Here is a 25,511-nt window from a genome sequence, read left to right as displayed (position 1 = left end):
ACAAATTTTGACCACTCGCAGCGCCCCCGCGGTGAACTGGCGGACGTCCGGGCTCGCAATAGGCGGCGAGGCCGGCTACGTACCGGTCACTCAGCGGCGGCGCGGGACGCGCGGTTCGCCGAGGGAGAGCATCAACCGGTTCGCCCAGTTGAAGAACGCCGCGCTGCTGAGCGCATCGGCCACGGCCTGATCGTCCAGGCCCACCGCCCGGAGCTGGTCCACCTGGGCTGGACCCAACGACGGCGGGGTGGCTGCGAGCGCGGCGGAAGCGTCGATCACCGCATCCCAGGTGGCATCGACGCGCGCCTCCGCGCCCTCATCCAGCAGCCGCTGCACGTCCTCGACCCGGCCCGACTCCCGAGCGGCCACGCGCGCATGCACGTGCGCGCAGAAGACACAGCCGTTCACCCGGGAGGTGGCGGCGGCAGCCAGTTCGCGCTCGGCCCGGCCGAGTCCGCCGTCGGCGTTGGTGAAGATGTCCAGGTCGGCGCGGGTGCGTGCGCCGAGCACCTCCGGGTCGCGGGCGAGCAGGGCGAAGTACGGGTTTTTCCCGCGGGCGCGCTCCACCAGCCCGTCGTAGTGCCGCTCGGTGAGCTCGTCCTCGGCCAGCGGCTCCAACCAGGGCACCTAGCCGAGCGGCTCCTGGGTGAAGGCCTCCGGTCGGTCCAGGTCGGGGTAGGTGACCACCTGGTCACCCGACGGCGCTTCAGCGGAAGCGCTTCGGGCTGCCGCGGGAGCGCTACCGGTCCCCGCTTCTGCTGAAGCGCCCTGAGCAGAGCCCGCGGCAGCCCCATCCCCGATTCCTGCCGCGGCACCCCTGGCGGCCGCACTGCCGCCGCGCACGCCCACCCGCTGCTCGTCATACCCAGCGAGAACCGCCATTGAATCCACCACTCGCACCTGGTAGCTGCCGAACGCCACCAGCTGGGACAGCGTCACCACCCCGGTGGCCGACCAGCCCGCCTCGAGCAAGGCCTGCAGTGCCTGCGCTGAGGACTCCCGGGGCCGGAAGGTCAGCAGGTGCGCGTGCTCCAGGGCCGCCGTCAGGCGCGGTCCGAACAGTTCCGCAACCCCATCCCCGAGCGCGGCGCCGATCCGCAGCCGCGGGCCGTCGGTGGACTCCCCCGCCAGCCCCGGCTCCCGGTACCGCCCGTACGGCCCGGACCCCGCGCTCACCCGGACCAGCTCAAGCACGGCACCGGTGAGCGAGGCACCCGAGGAGGCTCCGCCGTCGGCGCCATGGTTCTCCAACAGCGCACGGTAGTGCGCCGCCAGCCCCACATGCCGGTGCAGCTCCGCCACGTACCAGGCCACCACCAGCCGCTCGGTCACCGAAACGTGGGTAGCGTCCACCGGGCGCACCAACGCCTGGTACGCGCGCTGGGTGTGCTCGCGCTGGGCCGGCCGGGCACGGCGGATCGCATCCAGACGGTCACCAGGCGCGATGCCGAGCAGCGCATCGATCAGGTCGGCGGGCCCGGTCACATCGGGGCCCGGGTCGGCGCTGGTGGTAGCCGTGGTCATGCGGTTCCTCCGGAGGGGCTCCAGCCCAGGTGGGGTGCCACCTCGGTAGCGATCAGGTCGATGGACCGCAGGACGTCCTGGTGCGGCGGGTCGATCGAGTGCACCTGGAAGGACAGGTGGGTGGCGCGGGCCAGCGCGGTGTCGGCGGCCAAGGTCGCGCGGACATCGGCCGGGTCGCCGGTGTGCGCGTCGGTGGCGGCGAGCAGGCGTTCCAGCGGCGCCTGCGCCGGGTCGGTGCCGAGGGTCTTGGCCACGAACGGGGCGCGGCGCAGCCCGGCCAGCGCGAGGTCCCGGGCATGCTCACCGTCCTCGGCCACGAACACCGACCGGGCCACGCTGATCCGCGGCGTCGCGCCCGCGGGTAGATGCTCCAGGTAGGCATCGATCAGTGGGTTCTGCAGGTCTGCAAGCGGTGCGTCCGGGGTGTCCTCGGGTCGCGGCTGGGTGCGGGAGAGCATCAGTCCGTGCCCGCGCCGGCCCGCCTCGATCGCCCACGGTAGGGAGAACGTGGCGATCCAGATCCGCTGCGCCAGGGTGCCACCCGGCGGGTAGAGCAACGGCCCGCCCTCCGTGCCGGTGACCGGCTCACCCGCGAGCCCCCGCTGCACTGTGGCCAGGTTCGCCTCGAAGATCTCCCGGCGGTCGGCGAAGTCCAGCCCGAGCGCCGTGAACGCGCCCGGGGACCCGCCGGAGGCGAAGCCCAGCTCCAGCCGGCCACCGCTGAGCGCATCGAGCACGACGGCGTCCTCCGCCACCCGTACCGGGCTCTCCAGAGCGAGGGTCACCACTCCGGTGGTCAGCCGCACCCGGGAGGTGTGTGCGGCGGCGTAGGCGAGAAACGGCAGCGGGGACGGTAGCCCGCCCTCGGCAGCATCGAAGTGGTGCTGGGCGACGGCGATCGCGTCATACCCTGCGGCTTCCGCCCGGGTGATCTGCTCCAGGGCAAGCCGGTAGCGCTCGGCCGGCGGAACATCATCGAGCAGGCGGGTGAAGAAGCCGAGCTGCTTCGCGGGGGCGGTGGTCATCGTGTCTCCTCAGCGGCGCCGGCCGGTGCGAGCCCGGCGCGCCCGGGGATCGCCTCCAGCAGGGCCTGGGTGTAGGGCTGGGCCGGGTGGGCGAACACTTCTTCGGTGATGCCCGACTCCACGACCCGCCCGGCGCTGAGCACGCTGACCGTGTGGGCGAGGTCGCGCACCACGGCGAGGTCGTGGGAGATGAACAGGTAGCTCACTCCAAGCTCGTCCTGCAGCCGGGCAAGCAGGTCGAGGATCTGTGCCTGCACGCTGACGTCCAGCGCGGACACCGCCTCGTCCAGCACCAGTACCTCCGGATTCGGCGCCAGCGCTCGGGCGATCGCCACCCGCTGGCGCTGCCCGCCGGAGAGTGCCGCCGGGCGGCGCCGGCCCAGCTCGCCTGGCAGCGCCACCGACTCCAGCAGCTCGGACACCCGGTCCGCGCGCACCCGGCGGCCGGCCCGACCGCGGGGTCCGAAGTTACGCAGCGGCTCACCGACGATCTCGGCCACGCTCTGCCGCGGGTCCAGGGAGGAGAACGGATTCTGGTAGACCATCTGCACCCGGGCGCGGAACTGTCGCAGCTGCTTCGAGCCGAGGGCGAGCACGTCCGTGCCGGCGATGCGCACCTGCCCGGAGGTGGGCCGGGTGAACGCCATCACCGCCCGGGCGGTAGTGGTCTTGCCCGATCCGGACTCCCCCACCAGCGCATGGGTGGTGCCCGGTGCCACCGTGAAGGAGACCCGGTCCACTGCGCGCAGCGACCGCGCCCCGAGGCGGAAGTCCTGGACCAGGTCGATCGCTTCGATCGCCGGGGGCTGCTCGGCCGCTGCCGCGAGCTTCTCCCGCACCTCGGCCACGCCGCGGCGGGCGTGGCGCGCGAACGCGGGGGCGTCGGCGAGCAGCTGCCGGGTGACATCCGAGCGCGGGTGGGAGAGCACCTGCTGCTTGGGTCCGGACTCGACCACCCGACCGCCGGAGAGCACCACCACCTCAGTGGCCCGGTCCGCGGCCACGGCGAGATCGTGGGTGACCAGCAGGATCGCCGCACCGGTCTCCTCACGGAGCTCGTCCAGCAGGTCCAGGATGGTGCGCTGCACGGTGACGTCCAGGGCGCTGGTGGCCTCGTCGGCGATGATCAGCGCCGGCTTGAGGGCAATGGCCGACGCGATCAGCACCCGCTGCTTCATCCCACCGGAGAGCTCGTGCGGGTACTGCCGGGCTCGCTCCGCCGGTTCCGGGATGCCGACCCGCCTCAGCAGCTCGATCACCCGCTCGGCGATGGCCGCCTTGTCGGCCCACCTGTGGATCTGCAGCACCTCGGCGAGGGAGTCCCCGATTCGCTTCACCGGGTTCAGCGAGTTGTTCGGGTCCTGCGGGATCCAGCCGATGCGCGAACCGCGGATATCGGCCATCCGCTGGTCCGACCAGCCGGTGATGTCGGTGCCGGCCAGCAGCACCTGGCCCCCGACGATCGCACCCGTTCCGGGCAACAGTCCGATGATCGACTGGGCGGTGGTGGTCTTCCCGGACCCGGACTCCCCCACCAGGGCCACCACGTCCCCGGCACCGATGCTCAGCGACACCTCGTGGGTGACCTGGCCGAGCCGGCCGCGCCCGGTGGCGTAGGCCACGCTCAGCTCGCGCACCTGCAGCACAGCAGGTGCGCCGCTCCCGCGGCGGGGCACACCACCCAGGGCGGGCTCCGCCGTCGTGCTCATGACGTTCTCCCGAGGTTCACGCTGATCCGGTTGGCGGCGAGCACCACGGCCACCACCACCAGGCCGGGCAGCGTGGTCAGCCACCAGGCGGTGGCCACGTAGTTGCGGCCCTCGGCGATCATCAGACCCCACTCCGGAGTGGGCGGCGGTGCGCCGTAGCCAAGGAAGCCGAGCGTGGCGATCGCCAGGATCGCGGTTCCGAAGTGCAGGGCCGCGAGGGCGAGGACCGCCGTGAGCGAGTTCGGCAGCACGTGCCGGGCGATCACGGCGGCGGGGCGCCCGCCGGAGCCGAACGCCGCCTCCACGAACTCGGCCTGGCGCACGCGAACCACCTCCGAGCGGGCCAGCCGGGCGAAGGCGGCCACGCTTGCCGCGCCCACTGCGACCGCCGCCTGGGTGGTGCCGAAACCGAGCAGGATGATCACGCTGAGGCTGAGCAGCAGGGTCGGGATCGCCAACAGTACGTCCACCACCCGCATCAGCGCGTCCTCCACCACGCCGCCGACCGAGCCGGCCAGCACGCCGATCGTGGTGCCTAGCACCAGACCCACGCTGACGGCGATCAGGGCAGCGGACAGGGAATGGATCGCGCCGTAGGCCACCCGGGCGAACACGTCCCGGCCGGTGGCGTCGGTACCGAACCAGTGCTCGGCGCTCGGTGGGGCAAGGGCTGCGGCGGCGTTGCCGGCGAGCGGGTCGGCCGAGGTGAACAGGCCGGGGGCCACGGCCATCGCCACGGCGGCCACGATCACCAGCCAGGGCAGCACGGTGAGGGCTTTCGGGCGCGGGCGACGGCGGTGCGTGCGCGGCGTGGTCGCCGCGGCTGGCGTGGTGGTCCTCTCGGGCAGGGCCTCGAGCACGGGGGTTCCGGTCACCACACCAGAGTTGCGGCCCGGCGGGCCGAGTGGGGTGATGGATCGGCGCGTCTCACATGGTGAGCCGGCTGGGTACACTGCCGCTCGCGCACCTGCCGAGTGGCCAGTGGTGGTGGGTGTTCATGCCCGCACACCCACCACAGCTGGCCACTCGGCGAGGCTGGGCGAGGAACTCGCCGAAACTCATTGCGGGAGACCTGTCGATCTCGGCGACAGCCGTACGTCAAGATGGTGTCGGGCCGCCCGGTCCGGCATCCGCACCCGCACCGGCGCTGCGAGCGCACCGGTGCGGGAGAGTAGAGGAGATGCAATGAAGTACGCACTACTGTTGATGGGCCACAGCAACGATCCGGCCTGCGGTGAAGACGGCGGCGCCAGCCCCGAGGAGTTCTTCACCTTCGACCAAGAGATCACCGCCGCCGGTGTGGTGGTCTCCTCGTTCGCCCTCGAGGACCCGGAGCTGGGGGTAGCGGTGCGCAGCGATGCCGACGGCGAGCGCGTCGTCTCGTCCGGGCCGTTCGCCGAGGTACAGGAGTTCGTCGGCGGCGGCTACATCATCGACGTCGCGAACATCGACGAGGCGATCGCCTGGGCGCAGAAGAGCCCGGCGTCCGCACCCGGCGGGCACGTGGAGATCCGCCCGCTCGCCCCGTACTGAGCCGTGCACCCCACACCTCCCGGTGGAGCCGAGGACGCACCGGTCCTCGGCTCCACGCCGGTGGCTCCGGTGGCGAGCGCGGATCCGGTGGCGGACGCGGATCCAGTGGCAGCCGCACGCACCGCCGTCGCGGCGATCGATCGAGATGCCCGGGCCCGCATCCTGGCCACGCTCGCGCGCCGGTTCGGCGATCTGGACCTGGCCGAGGACATGCTCCAGGAAGCGTTCGCCCAGGCGCTGCACAGCTGGCCGCAGACCAGGATTCCCGATGCGCCGGAGGCGTGGCTGCACACCACGGCTCGGCGCAAGGCGCTCGATGTGGTCCGACGGGAGAACGTGCTGGCGCAGAAGCTGGCCCGGCTGCGGATCGAGGAGGAGCGGGCGCCGGGCGCCACCGATTTCGCCGACCCTGCTGACCAGATCGGACCAGGCCGCCCGGATCCGGTACCGGACGACCGGCTCGGGCTGTTCTTCGCCTGCGCACACCCGGTGCTCACACCCGAGGACCGGATCGCCCTGACCCTCCGATTCCTCGCCGGGCTGCAGACGCCGGAGGTCGCGCATGCGCTGCTGGTGCCGGTATCGACCATGCAGCAGCGGATAGTCCGGGCGAAGAAGCGGATCCGGAGCCTGGGCGTCCCGTTCGAGACGCCGCGTCCGGAGGATCTCGCCGCACGCCTCGCCGGCGTACAGCGGGTGGTGTACCTGCTCTACGCCGAGGGATTCGCCCGGTCCACCGGCTCGGCGCACCTGCGCGAAGACCTCACCACCGAGGCACTCCGGCTGGCCCGCGTCCTGCACCGGCTGATGCCGGCGACGGCGGAGGTCACCGGGCTACTCGCCCTGCTCGTGCTCACCGAGGCTCGTCGGCCCGCGCGCACCGACCCCCGGGGACGACCGGTGCCACTGCCCGAGCAGGACCGAGTCCAGTGGGACAGCCACCTGATCGCTGAGGGGGTCGCGCTCGCCGAGCAGGCCGCCGCGGCGGCGGGAGCGGGCCCGTACGCGATCCAGGCGGCGATCGCCGCCGTGCACGCCGAGGCGTCCAGCTACTCGGAGACGGACTGGGACCAGATCGCGGTGCTGTACCGGCTGCTCGAGGAACGGGAGCCCGGGCCGGTGGTGCGGTTGGGCCGGGCTGTGGCCCTGGGCCGAGCCCGCGGACCGGAGGTAGGGCTACGCCGGCTGGACGAGCTCGCCGACGATGCAGCACTGGCGCGGTTCCGGCCGTTCCACACCGCCCGGGCGGTTACTCTGGAGCAGCTCGACAATCCGACCGGGGCGGCCGAGGCCTACCGGCGTGCACTTGAGCTGCCGGGCAACGAAGCAGAAGATGCGTACCTGGCGGCGACGCTGGCGGGGCTCGAGGACGGCTGACCCGAAATTCGGGCGATGGCCTCTCGGCTTAGGCTTGACCATCATGACCGATGTCCTTCTGGGTGTACTCGCGCTGTTGTTCGGCCTACTGCTGTGCTTTCGCGGCGCTGTCGCGATGCGGGTGCTGCTCGCCGTGTGGGGCGGACTCCTCGGGTTCGGCCTCGGCGCGGTGCTGGTCGCCGCGCTGACCGACCAGGGCCCTCTCGCCACCGCGGCCGCCTGGCTGGCGGCGATCGCCCTGGCGTTGGTGTTCGGGGTCCTTGCCTACCTCTTCTACGCGGTCGCCGTCGTCCTGGCGTTCGCCTCGATGGGCTACGTGCTCGCGCAGCTGCTCGCCGCAGCTCTCGGCGCCTCGCAGCCGTGGTTGCTCATCGGCGCGGGCTTGATCGGTGGCGTCGCACTCGGTGTGCTGGCGATCGCTACCAACCTCCCCGAGCTGGTGCTCATCGTCGTCAGCGCACTCGCCGGGGCCAGCCTCGCCGTGAGCGGCCTCGCGCTCCTCCTCGGTGCCGTCGACCTCGGTAGCTGGACCGAGGCCGAGCTTCGGATCGCAGACCAGCCCTTGTGGTACCTCGGCCAGCTCGCGCTGGCTGTCGCCGGCATCATCGTGCAGGTCCGACACTCTCGACGGCGCAGCCCAGGTTCGGTCCGGCAGTCGTGGTCCGCATCGCCCCGCTAGTCACCGTCGAGGATCGGTCCAGCTGATATGTAGCCGTTTTTGTCAAGTGGCAGGGTGAGGCGCCCGTCCCCCGTTACTGGGGGCGGGCGCCTCTGCTTCGCCGGCCTGGGTAGGTGGTGAGCGTGTCGTTGGCGACGCGCGGTCAGACTGATATGCGCGGGTTGGTTACCGCAGGACGGGGTGTTCGGCAGGAGCGGTCCGCGTGTCTAGGGTCGAGCGTGGCCTGGCCCAGGGGCCCGGTTGCTCATAGCTGTGTCGCGGGTCGCTCCACGCGCTGCTCCCACCGCGTTGGTCGGCGAAGCGGTCTGTGGGGACTATTCCTCGAGTACTGCCAGGGACCAGCACCAGCCGGCCAGTTCTCGGGCGATGGCGACGTTGGCGACCACGTGGCGCTTGCGGCGTTCGCGGAAGGTGTTCCAGCGCTGGTGCAGGCGCCGGTTCCCGGCATCGCCACGGGCCCGGGCAGCCGGTGGGGCCAGTTCCCAGCGGTCCTGGATGGTCTTGCCGATCACGTAGCGGGCTCGGTGGTGCCAGGCGGCTTCGACCAGGAGCCGCCGCACGTGAGTGTTGCCGGTCTTGGTGATCGAGCCCTGGACCCGGGAGGCACCGGAGGAGTACTCCGAAGGGACAAGGCCGACGAACGAGCCGATGCTGTTTCCGGTGAAGCGGTGCCAGTCGCCAACCTCGACCGCCAGGGCCAGTCCGGTCAGGTCGCCGATCCCGCGCAGGCAGCCAAGGCGTCGCACGATCGGAGTGAATTCACTGTCCGCGGCCATCGCCGCGATCGCTTCATTGAGGCGGTCCCGGCGCGCCTGGACCGTCAACACAGCCTCGAAGTCAGACTCATAAGTCAACTGCAGTGCGTGCGACTCGAACCGCTGTCGGCGTAGCCACGCCTCATGCACGCCGGTCCAGGCCCGCCCATCGGAATAGACGAGCCCATGGCGCAGCAGCAGCTTGGAGAGCCGGTGGCGAGCCCGCATCAGATCACCACGGGCGTCCTCACGAGCACGGACCAGATCACGAGCATTTTCCTCGTCCACGGTCGGGACCCTCACGGCGGTGAACTCATCCAGCCGGAGCAACCGCGCCAGATGCACCGCGTCCCTGGCATCGGTCTTCACACGATCGCCACTGGGGCGCTGCAACTTCGACGGCGCCACCACCTCGCACCGGATCCCAGTCGCCATCAGATGCCGATACAACCCGAACCCTGTCGGGCCAGCCTCATAAGCGACCGCCGCCGGGCCAGGCAGGTCGTTCACCCAGGATCGGATCTCCTCATGCGAAGGCGTCAATCTAGTTCGGAAGAACTCGCCCGTGACGCCATCGATCGCTGCAGCAACGACCGACCTTGCGTGCACGTCGAGCCCCACACTCGTACGCTCGGTAAACACCGGGGCCTCCCACAACTGTCGGATAGGCCGAGCAGGCGGCCCCTGCTCGGTAACCCACGAACATGTGTGAGAGAGGCCCCGGCCCGCAACCCCTCCACGCCGGACAGGTCACTACATACCGTCTAGTCCTGCCCGGGATCGAGCCGCGCCCAGATAGCGGCGAGATGGCGCAGATCATCGTCGTCCAAGCGATCGAAGAAGAGCTCCCGCAGGTCGCTGTGCTGCTGGCGCCAGGCCGTGCGCAGCTGACGACGTCCCTCGTTCGTCAACACGGCCTCGAACCCTCGACCGTCGGCAGCTGAACGTCGGCGTTCAATGATCCCCCGCCGTTCCAGCCGGTCGGCCAGGCGGGTGAATCCACCGCTGGACATCAGACTGCGCTCGGCGAGCTCGGACATCCTCATCCCCTGCCGCCCGGCCTCGCCGAGCAGGGCCAGCACGCTGTACTCGGCCATGCTCACGTTCAGCGGCGCGAGCCGCGCCTCCAGCGTGCGCCAGATGCGGTCGTGGGTCAGCAGGAAACCCTTCCATGCCTCGTCCTCGAGATCTCCCAGCCGCTCGGTCGCCATGGCGGCACAGTAACCCACTCGCCTTTGGTCAGAACCCCCCTTGCCATCGTCGAACCCCTCTCTTATAGTTGTCTGCGCAAGCAACTATATCGGGAGAGGACGAAAGAATGACGCAGCTGCTCCACATCGACGCCAGCATCCAGGGCGAGGGGTCGGTGAGCCGGCGGCTCACCTCCCGCGCCGCCGACGCCTGGCGCGAGGCGCACCCCGGCGGCACCGTGGTCTATCGCGACCTCGGGGCCGATCCGATCCCCCACCTGGACAGCGCAGGTGGTCTCGGCCGGCTCGTACCGCCGGAGCAGCGCTCGCCGGCACAGCAGGCGTCCTGGGCACTGACCGAGGAGCTGGTCGGCGAGATCGCCGACTCCGACGCGGTCCTGCTCGGCTTCCCGCTGTACAACTACGGCGCGCCGAGCACGGTGAAGGCTTGGGTGGATCACCTGCACGCTCCCGGCCTGTCGTTCGACCCCGAGACCGGCGAGGGCCTGCTCAGCGGTCGTGACTTCGTCGCGGTCGTCTCCCGCGGCGGCGGGTACAGCGAGGGCGCCCCGAAGCAGGGATGGGACCACGCGACCGCGTGGCTACCGCACGGCCTGGCCCAGACCGGACTGGTACCGCGGTTCGTCAGCGTGGAGCTGACCCTCGCCGCGGTCGTACCGGCAATGTCCGACCTGGTGCCGATGGCGCAGGAGAGCCGCCGCCGGGCCGAAGCCGCGTGCGATGCGATCTGGTCGCCGGCGACGGCACTGGTGTGAAGACGGGTATTGGTCTGAGTCTGAGCAGAAAGGACGAGAGGGATGACATTCGAGATCGGCATCATGACCTTCGGCGAGGTGACGGAAGATCCCACCACCGGGCGCACGCCGTCACCGCGCGAACGCGCGCGAGAGACCATCGAGCAGGCGCAGGTCGCTGACCAGGTGGGTCTGGACGTGTTCGGAGTCGGCGAGCACCACCGTTCTGACTTCGTCGGGTCGGCGCCATCGATCCTGCTGGCGGCCGCCGCCCAGGCGACCGAGCGGATCCACCTGACCAGCGCCGTCACCGTGCTGAGCTCGGAGGATCCCGTGCGAGTCTGGCAGCAGTTCGCCACCATCGACCTGCTCTCCGCCGGTCGGGCGGAGATCATCGCCGGCCGCGGCTCGTACACCGAATCGTTCCCACTGTTCGGTTACGACCTGCAGGACTATGCCGACCTGTTCCGGGAGAAGCTCGATCTGCTGCTGGCCATTCGCGAGCAGAATCCACTCACCTGGTCCGGGCGCTTCCGCGCCGAACTCGTCGATGCCGATATCGCCCCACGCGCCGACGGCGACACCCTGCCGATCTGGGTGGGGGTCGGCGGGTCGCCGGCGTCCGCGATCAGCACCGGGCGCCTCGGTTTGCCGATGGCACTGGCCCTCCTCCTCGGACCGTTGAACGCCCACGAGCGGACCGTGGAGCTGTACCGCTCCGCGGCTGAGCAGGCCGGGCACGATGCTCACGCCCTGCCGATCAGCATCAACACGCACGGGTTCGTGGGGCGCACCAGCCAGCAGGCGCGGGAGGTGATGTACCCCTACTTCGCGAAGGGGATGATGGAGAACAATCACCAACGGGGCGAGGGACTCATGATTCCGCGGGCCGCGTTCGAGGCGCAGGCCGCACCCGCGGCCGGCCTGCTGGTCGGCAGCCCGCAGGAAGTCATCGACAAGCTGCTCGCCTATCACGAGCTCTACGGCCTGAACCGCGCGATCATCCAGATGGGCTTCGGCGGGCTCCCGCAGGCCGAGCACCTCAAGGCGATCGAACGGCTTGGGACCGAGGTGGCGCCCGTCGTGCGCCGCGAGGTGGCGGCACGTCAGGGGCTGGCAGCATGACCACGGGGCTCACCGCCGTCGACGGCGCAGCGGAGGTGCACACGGACGGCACCGTGCCTATGGCCGCCCCAGCGCTCCGGGTCGTGGTCGTCAACGGCAGCCCCAGTCGTCAGTCCAAGACCGTCGGGCTGGCCGGCGTGGTCCTGGACACGCTGGGCATGATGCTGCCGGTGCAGTCGTCCCAGATCGACGTCTACCGCCTGGGTCCCGGTTTCACCGGAGCCCTCGAGCGCGACGACGTCACGCCCGAGGTCGAGGCCACGCTCCGGCTCGCCGAAGACGCAGACCTGCTGGTCGCGGCGATACCGGTGTTCCGAGGCTCCTATCCCGGCATGTTCAAGCACTTCTTCGATCTCATCGACCAGTACGCGCTGGCGAACAAGCCGGTGCTGCTAGTGGCGACCGGCGGCGGAGACCACCACGCGCTCGTCCTGGACCATGAGTTGCGGCCACTCTTCGCCTTCTTCCAGGCGATGACCGTGCCGGTGGCGATCTTCGCGAATGCCGGGGACTTCGACGGCGTCACGCTGCTCAACCCGCGCGTCTACGGGCGCATCGAGACCGGCCTGGCGGATGTCGCCGACCTCCTCAGGGCCCGCGCTACCCGCAGCTAGCGGCGGGTGCGCAACCGCGGGTCCAGCAGCGGGTAGACCAGATCGACGATCAGGTTGATGACCACGAAGATCAGCGCCGCCAGCAGCACCACCGCCTGCAGCACCGGGGTGTCCTGGTTCGACACCGCCTGCTCGGTGATCCGCCCGATGCCGGCGCGGCCGAACACCGTCTCGGTCACCACCGCCCCGCCGATCAGCTCCCCGAACAGGATGCCCGCCATCGTCAGCGCCGGCAGCATCGCATTCCGCAGCACGTTGCGCCAGAGCACCCAGGACCAGGACGCTCCTTTGGCACGCACCACCGCGACGAACGGTGACGTGCTCACCTGGTCGATGCTGCGCACCAAGATCTGCGCCAGCGGCGCCGAGATCGGCACCGCGATGGTCAGCACCGGCAGGATCAACCCCTCCACCGGCTCCGGGTTGATCACCCCCACCCAGCCGAGCTGGAAGGAGAACACCTGGATCAACATGATGCCCAGCCAGAACACCGGCACCGCCACGAACAGCGAGGGCACGGCGCGGAGCACGTCGGCGATCCAGGCGAAGCGCCGGTAGGAGGAGGCAAAGGCGATCCCGAAAGCGACCACCACCGCAGTGACGAAGCTGACCAGGGCGAGCACCGCCGTCTGCGGTAGTGCCTCGGCGACCAACGTGCGCACCGATGTGCCGGACTGCACCGAGTAACCGAAGTCGCCAGTGAGGAAGGCGCCGAGGGTGTGGAAGAACTGCACCACCACCGGCCGGTCGGCGCCATAGGCCGTGCGCAGCTCGGCGATCTGCTCCGGGGAGAGCCCCAGCTCGGGATTCTCGAACCGGATCAGCAGCGCGTCCCCGGGCATCGTCTGCAGCAGCAGGAACGCGGCGGTGAACGCCAGCAGCAGCACGCCGACCGCCTGGTAGAGACGCCGGGCGATACGGCCGGTGAGCGCGCGCCGCACCGGCGACCGGGCGCCGTCGCCGGCCGGAGCGGGCGGCTGGGGAGCCGGGGTGCGGTGCCGCCCACTCCCAGCGCGCCGGCCTCAGCGGTCAAGCCACACCCCGTAGAAGCTGGGCCGACCGACCGACTCCGTGCCGAAGCCGTGGGTGTCCGGCTGCGCACCGAACACCTGCGGCTCCTCGAACAGCGGGATCACGTAGGCGTTCTCGGCGACATAGACCTGCACCGCCTGGGACGCGGCGATCCGGTCCTCGTGGTTCGGCTCGGCAGCCACGGCCTCCAGCAAGGTCTCCAGCTCGGGATCGGTGATCTCGTCGGTCTCCGGGTCCCGGTTGAGCAGGGAGTTGCGGTTCGCGGAGTAGAGCTGGCTCTTGATCACGTCCATATCCGCGCGGCCGACCATCGAGTGGTAGATCTGCACCTGGTCGGGATCCTGGATCGCCTGGGCGTAGGTCCCGGCATCGGCACGCAGGATCTGCAGGTCGACGCCGATCTCCCGCAGCTGCTGGCTGATCTGGGTGACCACATCGAAGGACCGCGGCTGCGGCAGCGCCTCGTTCACCGTGATGGTCAGCGGTTCGCCATCCTTGACCCGGATACCGTCCGGTCCGACCTCCCAGCCGGCCTCGTCCAGCAGCTCCGCGGCCCGCTCGGGGTCGTAGGCGTAGTACTCGCTGGTGTCGATATAGCCGGTCGCCTCGCTGGACAGGATCGAGGTGGCCAGCGGGTAGTTCTCGGTGAACAACGTGTCGGTCACCGCCTCCCGGTCGATGCCCGCGATCAACGCCTGACGCACCCGCAGATCGGCGAGGATATCGTTGCCGATACGCAGGCTGAGGACGTTGTTCACCCCACGGGTCTGCGGGGCGAACAGGTCCAACCCCGCACCGGCGACCCGCTCCTCGTCCTGCGCGGGCACCTCGCGCACGATGTCGGCCTGGCCGGAGAGCAGCGCGCCGACGCGCACCGAGGCCTCCGGGGTGACCTGGACCTGCACCTCGTCCAGATAGGCCCGGCCCTGGTGGTCGGCCGATTCCGGCGCCCAGTCGTAGTCCTCGCGGGCGGTGAGCGTGACCGAGGCGCCGATCTCCTCGTCGCTGATCACGAACGGACCCGTGCCGATGACCGCGGTGGCGTTGCCCGGGCCGAAGTCCTCATAGGCGAACGCGAGGGTACTCGGGGCGAGGATGCCGGAGTTGATCGTCGCGGTGGCCTGCAGGAATCCGGGCGCGGGGACGGAGAAGTGGAAGGTGACGTGCGTATCGTCGATCACCTCGCTGGATTCGTAGTTGTTCACCGCCTCGGACACGATCAGCGCACGGTCGTCATCGCCCAGGCCGTACAGGTCAAAGTTGGCGGCCACCGCCTCAGCGGTCAGCGGCGTGCCGTCGGAGAAAGTGACGTCGTCCCGGAGGGTGAAGGTGTACTCGGTGGCGTCCTCGTTGATCTCCCAGTCGGTGGCCAGCCACGGCTCGAACTCCAGCGTCTGCGGGTTCTGGTGGACCAGCCGGTCGGTGATGTTGTTGACCAGCCCGCCGTTCGGGTAGAAGCCGGCCTCCGGCGGGTAGAGAGTGTCGAAGGTGCCCTTGTCCAGGTAGACCAGAGTGCCGCCGGCGACCGGCTCCCCGGACCCTCCGGTGTCCGCAGCGTCTCCGGAGCCACCACAGGCGGCCAGCATCAGAGCAGCGGCGGTGGCGAGCGCGGCGCCTCGAGCAGCGGTGCGATGACGTCTGGGGCTCATGCGAGGTTCCTTCAGATCGGATCCGCCCGGCCCGCCGGCTGTAGCCGGGCGAGGCGGACGGGAGAGCGCCGGTCGGCGCCACCGGTCAGGTGCCGGTGTGCAGATAAGAGTCCGCGCGTTGACCCAAGCGTTCAATGGGCGGATCTCGCGTCTCAAATAGTGGGCAGGGGTCCTGATGCAGGCAATGGTTCGCGGCGCCTTGACACTTCCGAGCACCGTCAATACATTTATAAGCAGGGGCGAATAGTCAATCAGGACTACCTCTGATTCCGGGACCAGGCAATCTCACGGGGTACGCCGTCGGCGTGCGGACCCGGACCACCGGGCACCAGACGGTGCCGACCCGCACCCACGAGCCCCAGCCGAAGTCACCCAACGACGAGTGAGGAACTCATGATCGGATTCTCCAGACGCTCGGTGCTGAAGATGGCCGGCGGGACCGCTGCCGGCGGCGCGCTGGTCGGCACCTCAGCCACCGCGGCATCGGCCGCAGTCACCCCGGAGGAGGCCCAGACCGAGCCGAACCCGATGGTGCTCTGGTACCGGCGACCTGCCCAGGAGTGGCTGGAGGCACTCGCTGTCGGCAACGGTCGGATGGGCGCGATGGTCTTCGGCGGAGTCGAGACCGAACGCCTGCAGCTGAATGAGGACTCGGTCTGGGCCGGCGGCCCGCACGACTACGCGGATCCGGACTCGCACACAGTGGTCGAGGAGATCCGTTCACTGATCAACGAGGAGAAGTGGCTGGAAGCGCAGAACCTCGCCGATGAGCGATTCATGGGTGAGCCCACGGAGCAGATGCAGTACCAGCCGGTCGGCGACCTCGACCTCAGCTTTCCGACCATCACCGGCCCGGCGCAGGACTACCTGCGCACGTTGGACCTGGACAGTGCGACCAGCAGCGTGGAGTACACGATCGGCGGGGTGCGTTATCGCCGGGAGGTGCTGTGCAGTCACCCGGACCAGGTGCTGCTGGTGCACCTGAGCGCCGACCAGCCCGGCGCGATCGACGTCGATGCGAGCTTCACCTCGCCGCAGGAGACCACCCTGCGACAGTTCGACGAACAGACCCTGGCACTGAACGGCATCAGCGGTGAGGCCGAAGGCCTCGAGGGCCAGGTGCGGTTCACGGCACTGCTGCGCGCTGCAGCCGAGGGTGGGACCGTGCAGGTCGACAACGAGCGCCTGAGCGTGCGCGGGGCGGACGAGGTGACCCTGCGGGTGAGCATGGGCACCAGTTATCGGGACTGGCAGGACGTCTCCGCCGATCCGGTCGCCCGGGCCGAACGGCCCCTGCGGCGCACGTCGCGACTGAGCTATCAGCAGCTGCGCCGGCGGCACGTGGCCGACTATCGGCGCCTGTTCGAGCGGACCAGCGTCGACCTGGGCACCTCGCCGGCCGTGCAGCAGGAGACCGATGAGCGGATCAAGCACTTCGCCGGTGGCACCGACCCTCAGCTCGCGGCGCTGTACTACCAGTTCGGCCGCTACCTGCTCATCTCCAGCTCCCGCAGCCCCGGGCAGCCCGCGAACCTGCAGGGCATCTGGAGCTACAAGATGCTGCCGGAGTGGCAGTCGAAGTTCACTCTGAACATCAACGCCGAGATGAACTACTGGCCGGCCGGTCCGGCCAACCTCGCCGAGTGCTGGGACCCGATGTTCGCGATGATCGCCGAACTCGCCGAGTCCGGTGCGCGCACCGCCCGCGCGATGTACAACGCACCGGGCTGGGTGGCACACCACAACACCGACGGCTGGCGTGGCAGCGCACCGGTGGACTTCGCCTTCTACGGTGTGTGGCCGATGGGCGGCGCCTGGTTGTCCCTGTTGTTCTGGGAGCACTACAGCTACACCGGCGACCGCGAGCGCCTCCGGCAGAACTTCCCGGTGCTGCGCGGTGCCGTGGAGTTCTTCCTCGCCACGCTGCAGACCGACGAGACCACCGGGTACCTGGTCACCAACCCGTCCCACTCGCCGGAGGTGCAGCACCACGACTTCGACGGCGACGGGGTCAGCATCTGCGCCGGCCCGACGATGGACTGCCAGATCCTGCGCGACCTGTTCCAGGCGTTCGCCGACTCGGCCGATGCCCTCGGCATCGAGGATCCGATGGTCGCTGAGGCCCAGGCAGCCCGAGAAAAACTGCCCCCGAACCAGATCGGTCACCTCGGCCAGCTGCAGGAGTGGCTGATCGACTGGGAGGAGGGGGCACTGGAGCAGAACCGGCACGTTTCCCACCTGTGGGGCGCCTTCCCGAGCGACCAGATCACCCCGCAGCGCACGCCCGAGCTGGCTGACGCGGTGCGCAGATCGCTGGAGCTGCGCGGCCCGGAGGTGACCACCGGCTGGTCGCTGGCCTGGAAGCTGAACCTGCGCGCCCGGCTGCTGGAGCCGGAGAATGTCTGGCTACACCTGACCCAGCTGATCGAACCGGAGCGGACTGCGCCGAACCTCTTCGACCTGCATCCGCCGTTCCAGATCGACGGCAACTTCGGCGGGGTGTCCGGGATCAACGAGATGATCCTGCAGAGCCACTCCGGTGAGCTGTTCCTGCTCCCGGCCGTGCCGGAAGCGTTTGCCGAGGGCAAGGTGCGCGGCCTGCGCGCCCGCGGCGGTTTCGAGGTCGATCTGCAGTGGTCGCAGGGAACACTGACCGAGGCGGTCATCACCTCGCTGCGGGGTGCGCCGGTGCGCCTGCGCACCGCAGGGGACGTCCAGGTGGAGGCACTCCGCGGCGCAGACCCCGAGCTGGACCGGCCGGAGCCGGGGGTGGTGGCGTTCGCATCCACCACCGGTGACCAGTTCCGGATCCACCCCGCACGGTAGGGGTACGACGGCGGGTCGCACCTGGGCACCGGAGGCTCCGCCGTCGTCGTGGTGACCCGGGCCTCCCCGGCCTGCCGCTCAGGACACGTCCACCTCCGGGTGCTTGCCGTCAGGTGCGCGCAGCGCGTTCCGGACCACGCCAATCTGGCAGGGTGCCTGGTGTGGCCGATTCACTAGTTCTGATCAACGGAATGCCGGGATCAGGTAAGACGACGCTCGCTGGGCCTCTGGCCGTTGACCTGGGCGCCCAACTGCTCTCCAAGGATGGCGTCAAGGAAGCCTTGGCCGACATGCTTGTAGCGACCACCTGGGCGGTGCCGCAATTGGGAGCCATCGCGATGGATACCACCTGGGCACTAGCAGGCGCCGCATCAGGCACCGTTGTGATCGAGTCCTTCTGGTTCCGGCCCCGAGACCTGCGATTTGCCGAGGAGGGCATACGCACCGCGGGGGCGCGCTCGGTGGTCGAGGTGTGGTGCGACGTACCTGTCGAGCTGGCGCGCACACGATATGCACGGCGCACCCGCCACGCAGTGCACGAGGACGACCGGCGCCTGACATTGGACTGGGAAACCTGGGCCGAACAGGCCGAGCCGCTTGCCCTGGGACCCGTGATGCGCGTGGATACCCGCGAACCTATCGACCTTCATTCTCTTGTCCGGGCTGTTCAAGCACAACTGGGGCGCATCGACGAGGCCTATCCATAGCGGGATCGGCCTACGGGACGGTCCGTCTACATTTCGTCTACACTGGAGCCATGGCAGCCGCAGACACCACCACCGTTCGTGTTCGCCGACCAGACTCCGAACGCCTGCAGTCCCTTGCCAAGTCCCGGCAGACCGCAGTCATCGATGTGCTGCACGCGGCTATCGATGCCCTGGAGCGGCAAGAGTTCCTTCGCGGTCTGGGTCAGGACTACCAGCGACTGCGCGATGACCCCGAGCGCTGGGAGCGGTATCTGGCCGAGCGGCAGGAGTGGGACGACCTCGCGTGATCTGGCGAGGGGAGGTCTATGACGTCGATCTGGGTCAGCCAGTCGGTCACGAGCCGGCCTTCCGGCGGCCTGCCGTGGTGGTCTCGGTTGACATCCTGAACAACAGCCCCGGCCAGCTGGTCATGGTCGTGCCGATCACGTCGGCTGCTTACGGGTTGCGCAGCCATGTCGAGGTCGAGCAAGGAAGCAGCGGGCTAGGCCACACCTCCTACGCGCGCTGCGACCAACTGCGGGTGATCTCGACAGCAAGGCTGTCGTCCCGCCGCGGGATGGTCGCCCCCGACCAGATGCGTGTCATTGACCAGGCGCTACGTTTCGTCCTCGACCTGTGAGCGTCAGCACCAGTGGCAGGCGGCGGAACTAGAACTGAATCGAGCGCTGAGGAGTCCCGCACCCGGCACCGGCAGGCAGCGCCTCGCCGACCCTCCCCGCTCAGGCGTGCGCGCACTTCGGGATCTGCACCCGGCCGCGGACGGGCCCGTCGAACAGGACCTGGTCGCCGCAGCCCACCCGGGCGACACGACCCTCGCCCTGCCCGGTCAGCTCGATCGTGAACCGGTGCGTCCCGACTGGCAGGCCCGCCAGGTGCAACTCCCCCAGGTCGATCTCCACCGGTTCCAGGAACAGTCCGTCCGGCTCGACCCGCAGCCCGGCCACGTACTGCACGATCAGGTCGATCAGGTAGGAGTGGTTGTAGTCCGGCTCATCGCTGATCGGCTCCCCGGTGAGCCCGTCATAGTGCTCCACCAGATAGGGCACCGCCACATCGCCGTCACGGAAGTGCTGGCGCGCGAGCGCCCAGAATCCGGCCGCGAACTCTTCGGCCAGATCCGGCGCCGAGCCCACATTCCGCCCGATCGCATCCAGGGTGATCGCCGTGGTGTACGGCCAGCTGGGGCCGTTCCACATGCACCCGTTGCGGCCCTTGAAGAAGTTCCCCAGCCAGCCGCCGCCCGGCCGGAACGCCGGGCAGTCCTGGGCCACGGACGGGTAGGCCTCGGCCCCGCCGAAGTAGTCCGGACCGAGCGCGCGGCGTAGCCCCGCCGTGTGCTGATCATCGGTCAGACCGGCCCACCAGGGATAGAAGCCGACGACGTTACGCACCTGGGCGATCTCGCCGGAGCGGTGGTGCAGGTCGTAGAAGAACTCGGTGTCCGGATCCCACTGCTTGGCCAGAATGGCGGCGGCGAGGCGGTCAGCCAGGTCGGCGAACTCCTGCTCGTCCGGGTCGTTCCGGCTGACGCAGAGGGAGGCGACTCCGGTCGCGTTCAGGTACTGGTAGACCGCGCGGTCGACGCGCTTCAGCGGGGTGTAGGTGGCCTTGTCCTTGGCGTTAGCGGGATAGTCGTGGAAGTACCAGTAGCTGGGCTGGTACTCCTTACCGGTCCGCTTGTGGTCGTACTGGACCGGCAGCTCATCGCTGGAGGTGGCGAGCTGGCGCCGGTCGCCACGGACCTGCTCCTTCGCCGCGGCCAGTACCGCGTCGGGCACCGCGTCGGCGCCGTGCAGCTGGGCGAACAACGCCATCGCGTGCCCGAAGTAGTTGGCGTACGGCTTCATCCGCTGAGTGACGGTGTGCGAGTAGAGCTGGCCGTCCGCGCCCTGCAGCCGCGCGGCCGAGGCCAGCACCTCGATCGTGTCCGCCGCATCGGCGCGCCAGCGCAGGTCCTGCACGTGCAGCGACGTGGACAGCGGGATGAGCTTGCTGAACTCCCAGCCCTTGGGTCGCCAGGGCTCCTTGGCCATCTTGTGCGAGCGGCCCTCGTACATCACCCGCCCGGGCAGATGGCCCAGGCCTGGTTCGCTGAGTGAGTTGCGCAGGATGTACCAGCGGTAGGCCCAGAGTCGGTCCAGCAGTTCGTTGCTGCTGGTCAGGGTCGGCACCGAGGAGAACCAGTCCTGGTACTCACGCTGGTGCGCGGCCAGCAGTGCGGCACCGGTGGGTAGTGCGGGCGCCGGTGAACGGCCGGCCTCCCCCTCCGGGGCCGCGGCGGCCTCGCCGGGGAGGTGCCCCACGGTCGCCATCAGGGTCAGCTCGCACGCAGCGCCGGGTTCGAGCCGGATCCCGTCCCAGAGGTCCTCGCGAGAGGCGGTGAGCTGGACCAGCAGGGTGAAGTCGTGCTGGTCGATGTAGCGCCGGCCGCGGAGCCCGCCGGGCCCGGTGTCCGTGATCAGCTCGGGGTCGTACTCGGCGCGCAGCGTGATCGGCGAGCTGCCCTCGTTGCGCCAGTGCTGGATCGACACGGCCCGGTCGTCCCAGGTGATGAACCGAGTCTCGGCCAGCCGCACGGCACCGAAGGATTGCTCGGTGCGCAGCTGCGAGGGCAACCACTGCCCGATGCTGCGCTGGGGATCGGAGGCGTAGCCGGGATGCACGGTGAACAGCAGCGGCATGTTCAGCTTGTGGATGTAGTCGATCCGGCCGGCGAACCCCGGCCGGTCCTCGAGATAGTCGGCCCACAGCCGGCGGCCGGACGGGCCGAGCAGCAGCGTGCCAGGCCGCGAGCGCAGACCGCGATGCGGACCGGTCAGTGACCGATCGATATCCACGTCCTCACCCCCTCAGCACCCAGCGCACGGCAGGTCACCGCGCATAGTGCGGGGAGTCCGAGAGCAGCTGCCCGGTGGCCGCATCGAGCGCCGAGCGCACCTCGGTGTCCAGCGGGCCGCGCCCGACCGCCTCGATGTTCGCCGTCAGCTGTTCCGGTGTGGAGGCGCCGAGCAGGATCGCGCTCACCCCCGGGGCATCGATCAGCCACCGCAGCGCCAGCTCGATCATCGGCACGCCGACCTGCGCGGCGATCGACTGCAGCTGCGCCAGCGCAGTGAACGGAGCGGGCTTCCAGTAGCGGTTCCGGTACATCGAGGCCAGCGCCGAATCGCCGAACCGCCCTTCATCGGGCTGGTCATCGCGGCTGTACCGGCCGGTGAGCAAGCCACCGGCCAGCGGGTTGTACACAACCGTCTCGATCCCCCGGCTGACGGCGTAGGGCAGGAACTCGAGCTCGAGTCGCCGGGCGAGCAGGTTGTAGAGCTGCTGGGCTCGCCGTGGTGCCGGCAGGTCCAGGCGCTCGCTCAGCTCCTGGATCTCCACCATCTCCCAGGCGGAGTAGTTCGAGAGGCCGAACCGGGCCGCGAGCCCTCGGTCCAGGACCTCGGCGACGCCGGTGAGTGTCTCCTCCAGCGCTGTGCTGCGATCGGGTTGGTGCAGGTAGAGGGTGTCCAGGGCGCCGCCCACGTGGTCCACGCTGGCTTCGGCAGAGGCAATGATCGCCGCTCGGCTCAACGGACCACGGCCCGCGCCGGCGGCCGGCTGCATCCCCACCTTGGAGGAGACCGCCACGCTACCGAGCTTCTCGGCCAGAATGCGGCCGATCATCGGCTCGCCGGCGCCGCCCGCATAGGTATTCGCCGTGTCGACCTCGTTGATCCCGGCGGCGACGGCGGTCTCGACGATGGCTCGAGCGGTCGCTTCCGGCACAGTGTCCCCGAAGGACATGGTGCCGAGCACAAGGCGGACAGGCTCCGCTCGCGTCCCTGCGTCTGCTGCCACGTCGGCCATGAATCCTCCCTGGAATATTGCGCACTTTGCGCAACAAAACTAGCACAGAATGCGCACTTCGTGAGAAGATCGAGCCGCAGAAGCAGCTCTGCTCGTCCGGACGGAAGGGGACAGGTGATGGCCAGCAAGACGGAACAGCGTCGCGCAGAGATCGTCGCTCTGGCGGCCGAGATGGGCTTGGCCAGCGTGGACGATCTTGCCGTCCGTTTCGGTGTCACTGCTTCGACGATCCGCCGCGACCTCGCCCTGTTGAGCCGGTCGGGCCAGCTGGCCCGCACCTACGGCGGGGCGATCGCCGCGGGCGATCGCACCGAGACCTCCCTCCCGCAGCGAGAGCACGAGGGCTTCAACGCGAAGTCCGCGATCGCGAGCTGGGCCGCCGAGCAGGTCCGGGCCGGGGAGTCCATCCTGCTCGATGCCGGCTCCACCGTTGCTCTGCTCGCCCGGCGGCTACCGCCGCTGGACGCTCTGACCGTCACTACCGCCAGCATCCCGGTGATCAGCCTGCTCCGATCTCGACCGGAGGTGAACCTGGTTGCGCTCGGCGGGCGGCTGCGCGAGCTGTCCGATGCCTTCGTCGGTCCGCTGACCGAGCAGAACCTGGAGCGGCTGAGCTTCGACCGGTTGTTCCTCGGCACTGACGGTGTCAGCGCGGACGGGGCGATCTGCGAGGCAGAGCTCGACCAGACCAGGTTGAAGGAGCTGATGGCACGGCGCTCCCGCCAGGTCTACGTGCTCGCCCACTCGACCAAGCTGGGCCGGTCACCGTTCCACAGCTGGGCGAGGATCTCCCAGCCCTGGACCTTGGTCACCGATGACGGCGCCGATCCGGACTTCCTGGCCGAGTTCCGCAGTGCCGAGCGCGAGGTCATCGTCACCTCTGCTGCCGAACCCGCCCGCCGATGACCTTCTCGCTCGTCTGGGCGGACGATCTCAGCGGCGCGGCCGAGGCAGCCGACACCTGGCAGCAGGCGTCCGGGGAGAGTATCCGGATCCACCTCGGCACCGGCGACCGTCTCCCCACGGCAGCGGGGGCGGTCTGGGACCTGGACCTGCGGCACGAGGGCGAGGTCCGGGCGCGATCCCGGCTCACCCCTGCTCTCGCCCGCCTCGACCAGGACAGTTGCGTGTTCTTCAAGCTGGACTCTCAGCTGCGCGGCCCCGTACGCGCCTATGCCGCGGCACTGCTCGCCACCGGCCGGTCCGTGGTGCTCTCGGCCGCCAATCCGGCACTCGGCAGGATCACCGCCGAGGGTCGCCACCACGTACCGGGCGCTGGCACGGCCACGGCGCTGCGCACACTGTTCGCCGGGCTCCCCCAGCGCCACCTGGCCGCTTCTGAGTACGGGCAACTGCCCGAGCTGCTCAGCGCGTCGTCGCCGGTCCTGGTTACTGCCGACGTCTCCAGTGCCGCAGAGCTGGACCGGCTGGCCCGGCACTGCCGGATCAGTCCACCGGCACACGCCGCTGGATCGGCTCCGTTCCTCGGCGCGTTGGCGCAGGGGTATACCGGTGGGCACGGCCGGTCGGTTTCTGCGGCCGCCGAACCGGAGCGGACACCGGCTCCGGTGCGACAGCTGCTCGCGGTGATCGGCAGCACCGAGCCGGCCGGGCAGGTTCAGGTGGCCGCGCTCCGGCAGCGGGACCCGCAGACGGCGGTCGTGCAGGCACCGCCCGCTCCGGATCCGCACGCGATTGCCGCCGCTGCCCGGCAGGTGCGCGAGGCACTGGCCCGGGGAGCGCACACCGTGCTGACCCCGGCTCCGGAGCCACGCCGCGCGGCGTACCGCAGCAGCCTGGCCATGACGGCCCTCGCCACCACCTGCCGCGCCGCGATCGCCGGTGTGGGAAACGCCGTCGCCCTCTACCTCAGCGGCGGACATACGGCGCGCCGGGTGCTGGAGCAGCTCGGACTCACCACGCTGCGCACCGCGCCCCACGGCCATGGCGCCGTTGCTCGCCTGATCGCCGTGGACGGGCGCACGGTCCTGACCAAACCGGGCAGCTACGGCGATCGACACACGCTGCTCGACCTGACCACCCCCGCACCTGCGGACCACACCCCGACCCCTGATAAGGAGCCCCCCGGTGGCCACACCTGACCCCACATCCCTTCCGGTGATCGCGGTGACCATGGGCGACCCGGCCGGCGTCGGACCCGAGATCTGCGCCAGCGCGCTCCTCGACCCGACGGTTCTCGCCGTCTGCCGCCCGGTGCTGATCGGGGACCTGCCACGAATGCGGCACGCGGCGTCTCTGATGAACGTGCGCGCACCGATACGTGAGATCCAGCACCCGAGCGAGTCCCTCGGGAGCCCGGCAACGATCGAAACGATCGGTGTGGGTGAGCTTCCCGCGGACCTCCCGTTCGGTGCGGTCAGCCCGATCGCCGGCCATGCCGCCTACACCTACATCGAGCGGGCCGCCGCCTACGCGAACGAGGGGGACGTGGCAGCGATCGCCACCGCCCCGCTGAACAAGGCCGCCCTGCACGCCGGCGGTCACCTGTTCCCGGGGCACACCGAGCTGCTGGCACACCTGACCGGGGTGTCGGAGGTGTCGATGATGCTCAGCACGCCCACGCTGAAGGTCATCCATGTCACCACGCACATCGGCCTGCTGGACGCGGTCCACCGGATCGACCCCCCACTGGTGCAGCGCACGATCAGCCGCGGCATCGACGCCCTGGAACGCGCCGGCATCACCCGTCCGCGGGTGGGGGTGTGTGGGATCAACCCGCACGCGGGCGAAAACGGGCTGTTCGGCTACGGCGAGGAAGCGGAGAAGATCCAGCCGGCCATCGACGAGCTGCTGGCCCTCGGCCATGACGTGCACGGGCCGCTACCCGCGGACACCGCCTTCTTCCTGGCCACTCGAGGAGACTTCGACCTGATCGTGGCGATGTACCACGACCAGGGCCACGGGCCGGTGAAGGTGCTCGGCATCGATGACGGCGTGAACATCACGGTCGGTCTGCCCGTCATCCGCACCTCCGTGGACCACGGCACCGCCTTTGACATCGCCGGCACCGGCACGGTCACCACGGCCAGCATGGCCGAAGCACTGCGGCAAGCCGCAGCGCTCGCCGGGCGAGCGCCGCACGCCACCGTCTGAAGGGGACGAGCCTGGACCGGCTGCAGTGGGACGGGCCCGGGCTGCGCA

General features: G+C 69.9%; 24 protein-coding genes. 13 read left to right on the top strand and 11 right to left on the bottom strand.

All coding sequences use genetic code 11. The features are described from left to right. Positions 1-90: 90 nt before the first annotated feature. Genes FU260_RS23990 through FU260_RS02645 form a run of 5 tightly spaced genes read right to left on the bottom strand, consistent with a single transcriptional unit; the run spans position 91 to position 5,133 of the window. Entirely contained in the window at positions 91-627 is a 537-nt protein-coding gene (locus tag FU260_RS23990; protein WP_235912369.1) for an alkylhydroperoxidase domain protein, read from the bottom strand. Next, positions 628-1,524, bottom strand: a complete 897-nt coding sequence (locus FU260_RS23985; protein WP_235912368.1) for a CMD domain protein — start codon at positions 1,522-1,524, stop codon at positions 628-630. Then, positions 1,521-2,549 (bottom strand): putative FMN-dependent luciferase-like monooxygenase, encoded by a 1,029-nt coding sequence (locus tag FU260_RS02655; protein ID WP_147915656.1) that lies wholly within the window; start codon positions 2,547-2,549, stop codon positions 1,521-1,523. The genes FU260_RS23985 and FU260_RS02655 overlap by 4 nt, the downstream gene beginning before the upstream one ends. Further along, a complete protein-coding gene (locus FU260_RS02650; RefSeq protein ID WP_147915655.1) occupies positions 2,546-4,258 on the bottom strand; it encodes a dipeptide ABC transporter ATP-binding protein in 1,713 nt (570 codons plus the stop codon). The genes FU260_RS02655 and FU260_RS02650 overlap by 4 nt, the downstream gene beginning before the upstream one ends. After that, on the bottom strand, positions 4,255-5,133 hold the full coding sequence (locus FU260_RS02645; RefSeq protein ID WP_235912367.1) for an ABC transporter permease: 879 nt from the start codon (positions 5,131-5,133) through the stop codon (positions 4,255-4,257). Before FU260_RS02645 ends, FU260_RS02650 begins: the two co-directional genes overlap by 4 nt. A 310-nt stretch (positions 5,134-5,443) precedes the next feature. Here FU260_RS02645 and FU260_RS02640 point away from each other — a divergent pair, with 310 nt between their 5' ends. The 3 genes from FU260_RS02640 to FU260_RS02630 are packed head-to-tail and all read left to right on the top strand — an operon-like array spanning position 5,444 to position 7,847. Beyond that, positions 5,444-5,791 (top strand): YciI family protein, encoded by a 348-nt coding sequence (locus tag FU260_RS02640; protein WP_147915654.1) that lies wholly within the window; start codon positions 5,444-5,446, stop codon positions 5,789-5,791. A 3-nt stretch (positions 5,792-5,794) separates the two neighbouring features. Further along, on the top strand, positions 5,795-7,168 hold the full coding sequence (locus FU260_RS02635) for an RNA polymerase sigma factor (protein WP_235912366.1): 1,374 nt from the start codon (positions 5,795-5,797) through the stop codon (positions 7,166-7,168). 43 nt (positions 7,169-7,211) lie between these two features. After that, positions 7,212-7,847: a TM7S3/TM198-like domain-containing protein gene (locus FU260_RS02630; RefSeq protein WP_168211616.1), complete on the top strand. Its 636-nt coding sequence runs from the start codon at positions 7,212-7,214 to the stop codon at positions 7,845-7,847. Between the two features lie 314 nt (positions 7,848-8,161). Here FU260_RS02630 and FU260_RS02625 read toward each other — a convergent pair whose 3' ends face one another. Then, a complete protein-coding gene (locus tag FU260_RS02625) occupies positions 8,162-9,244 on the bottom strand; it encodes an IS110 family RNA-guided transposase (protein WP_147915652.1) in 1,083 nt (360 codons plus the stop codon). Positions 9,245-9,366: 122 nt separating this feature from the next. Beyond that, complete coding sequence (locus tag FU260_RS02620; RefSeq protein ID WP_210418184.1) at positions 9,367-9,813, bottom strand: MarR family winged helix-turn-helix transcriptional regulator; 447 nt, start codon at positions 9,811-9,813, stop codon at positions 9,367-9,369. 107 nt (positions 9,814-9,920) lie between these two features. Between FU260_RS02620 and FU260_RS02615 the strand changes: the two genes are divergently transcribed. From FU260_RS02615 to FU260_RS02605, 3 genes are read left to right on the top strand one after another with little or no spacing between them, the layout of a single operon-like run. Beyond that, on the top strand, positions 9,921-10,568 hold the full coding sequence (locus FU260_RS02615; protein WP_147915651.1) for an FMN-dependent NADH-azoreductase: 648 nt from the start codon (positions 9,921-9,923) through the stop codon (positions 10,566-10,568). Between the two features lie 42 nt (positions 10,569-10,610). Next, on the top strand, positions 10,611-11,672 hold the full coding sequence (locus FU260_RS02610; protein WP_147915650.1) for an LLM class flavin-dependent oxidoreductase: 1,062 nt from the start codon (positions 10,611-10,613) through the stop codon (positions 11,670-11,672). Further along, positions 11,669-12,286, top strand: coding sequence for an NAD(P)H-dependent oxidoreductase (locus tag FU260_RS02605; protein WP_235912365.1), 618 nt, complete (start codon positions 11,669-11,671; stop codon positions 12,284-12,286). The genes FU260_RS02610 and FU260_RS02605 overlap by 4 nt, the downstream gene beginning before the upstream one ends. Here the strand turns inward: FU260_RS02605 and FU260_RS02600 are convergent. Together FU260_RS02600 and FU260_RS02595 are read right to left on the bottom strand one after the other, a co-directional pair. Next, complete coding sequence (locus FU260_RS02600) at positions 12,283-13,227, bottom strand: ABC transporter permease (RefSeq protein ID WP_244951265.1); 945 nt, start codon at positions 13,225-13,227, stop codon at positions 12,283-12,285. The two genes, FU260_RS02605 and FU260_RS02600, sit on opposite strands and share 4 nt — an antisense overlap. Positions 13,228-13,308: 81 nt before the next feature. Next, positions 13,309-14,967, bottom strand: coding sequence for a TIGR04028 family ABC transporter substrate-binding protein (locus FU260_RS02595; RefSeq protein WP_235912364.1), 1,659 nt, complete (start codon positions 14,965-14,967; stop codon positions 13,309-13,311). Positions 14,968-15,360: 393 nt separating this feature from the next. Here FU260_RS02595 and FU260_RS02590 point away from each other — a divergent pair, with 393 nt between their 5' ends. The 4 genes from FU260_RS02590 (at position 15,361) to FU260_RS02575 (ending at position 19,119) form a co-directional block, all read left to right on the top strand. After that, the gene (locus FU260_RS02590; protein ID WP_147915649.1) at positions 15,361-17,793 is read left to right on the top strand and encodes a glycoside hydrolase family 95 protein; all 2,433 of its coding nucleotides are present in this window, start codon (positions 15,361-15,363) and stop codon (positions 17,791-17,793) included. A 161-nt stretch (positions 17,794-17,954) separates the two neighbouring features. After that, on the top strand, positions 17,955-18,500 hold the full coding sequence (locus tag FU260_RS02585; RefSeq protein WP_147915648.1) for a P-loop nucleotide/nucleoside kinase family protein: 546 nt from the start codon (positions 17,955-17,957) through the stop codon (positions 18,498-18,500). 50 nt (positions 18,501-18,550) lie between these two features. Beyond that, positions 18,551-18,787 (top strand): hypothetical protein, encoded by a 237-nt coding sequence (locus FU260_RS02580; protein ID WP_147915647.1) that lies wholly within the window; start codon positions 18,551-18,553, stop codon positions 18,785-18,787. Continuing rightward, positions 18,784-19,119: a type II toxin-antitoxin system PemK/MazF family toxin gene (locus FU260_RS02575; protein WP_147915646.1), complete on the top strand. Its 336-nt coding sequence runs from the start codon at positions 18,784-18,786 to the stop codon at positions 19,117-19,119. The genes FU260_RS02580 and FU260_RS02575 overlap by 4 nt, the downstream gene beginning before the upstream one ends. Positions 19,120-19,219: 100 nt before the next feature. Here the strand turns inward: FU260_RS02575 and FU260_RS02570 are convergent, their stop codons facing one another. Both FU260_RS02570 and FU260_RS02565 read right to left on the bottom strand, forming a co-directional pair. Continuing rightward, complete coding sequence (locus FU260_RS02570) at positions 19,220-21,337, bottom strand: MGH1-like glycoside hydrolase domain-containing protein (RefSeq protein ID WP_147915645.1); 2,118 nt, start codon at positions 21,335-21,337, stop codon at positions 19,220-19,222. Between the two features lie 34 nt (positions 21,338-21,371). Further along, positions 21,372-22,349 (bottom strand): aldo/keto reductase, encoded by a 978-nt coding sequence (locus FU260_RS02565; RefSeq protein WP_147915644.1) that lies wholly within the window; start codon positions 22,347-22,349, stop codon positions 21,372-21,374. Between the two features lie 117 nt (positions 22,350-22,466). Here FU260_RS02565 and FU260_RS02560 point away from each other — a divergent pair, with 117 nt between their 5' ends. From FU260_RS02560 to pdxA, 3 genes are read left to right on the top strand one after another with little or no spacing between them, the layout of a single operon-like run. After that, complete coding sequence (locus FU260_RS02560; RefSeq protein ID WP_147915643.1) at positions 22,467-23,255, top strand: DeoR/GlpR family DNA-binding transcription regulator; 789 nt, start codon at positions 22,467-22,469, stop codon at positions 23,253-23,255. Next, positions 23,252-24,451, top strand: a complete 1,200-nt coding sequence (locus FU260_RS02555) for a four-carbon acid sugar kinase family protein (protein ID WP_147915642.1) — start codon at positions 23,252-23,254, stop codon at positions 24,449-24,451. The genes FU260_RS02560 and FU260_RS02555 overlap by 4 nt, the downstream gene beginning before the upstream one ends. After that, a complete protein-coding gene (gene pdxA / locus FU260_RS02550; protein WP_235912363.1) occupies positions 24,438-25,463 on the top strand; it encodes a 4-hydroxythreonine-4-phosphate dehydrogenase PdxA in 1,026 nt (341 codons plus the stop codon). The genes FU260_RS02555 and pdxA overlap by 14 nt, the downstream gene beginning before the upstream one ends. Positions 25,464-25,511 lie beyond the last annotated feature (48 nt).

This window comes from Ruania zhangjianzhongii (genome assembly GCF_008000995.1).
Lineage (GTDB): Bacteria > Actinomycetota > Actinomycetes > Actinomycetales > Beutenbergiaceae > Ruania > Ruania zhangjianzhongii.
Note: the sequence above shows the minus strand (reverse complement) of the source record. Positions and strands in the feature narration are given on the sequence as shown.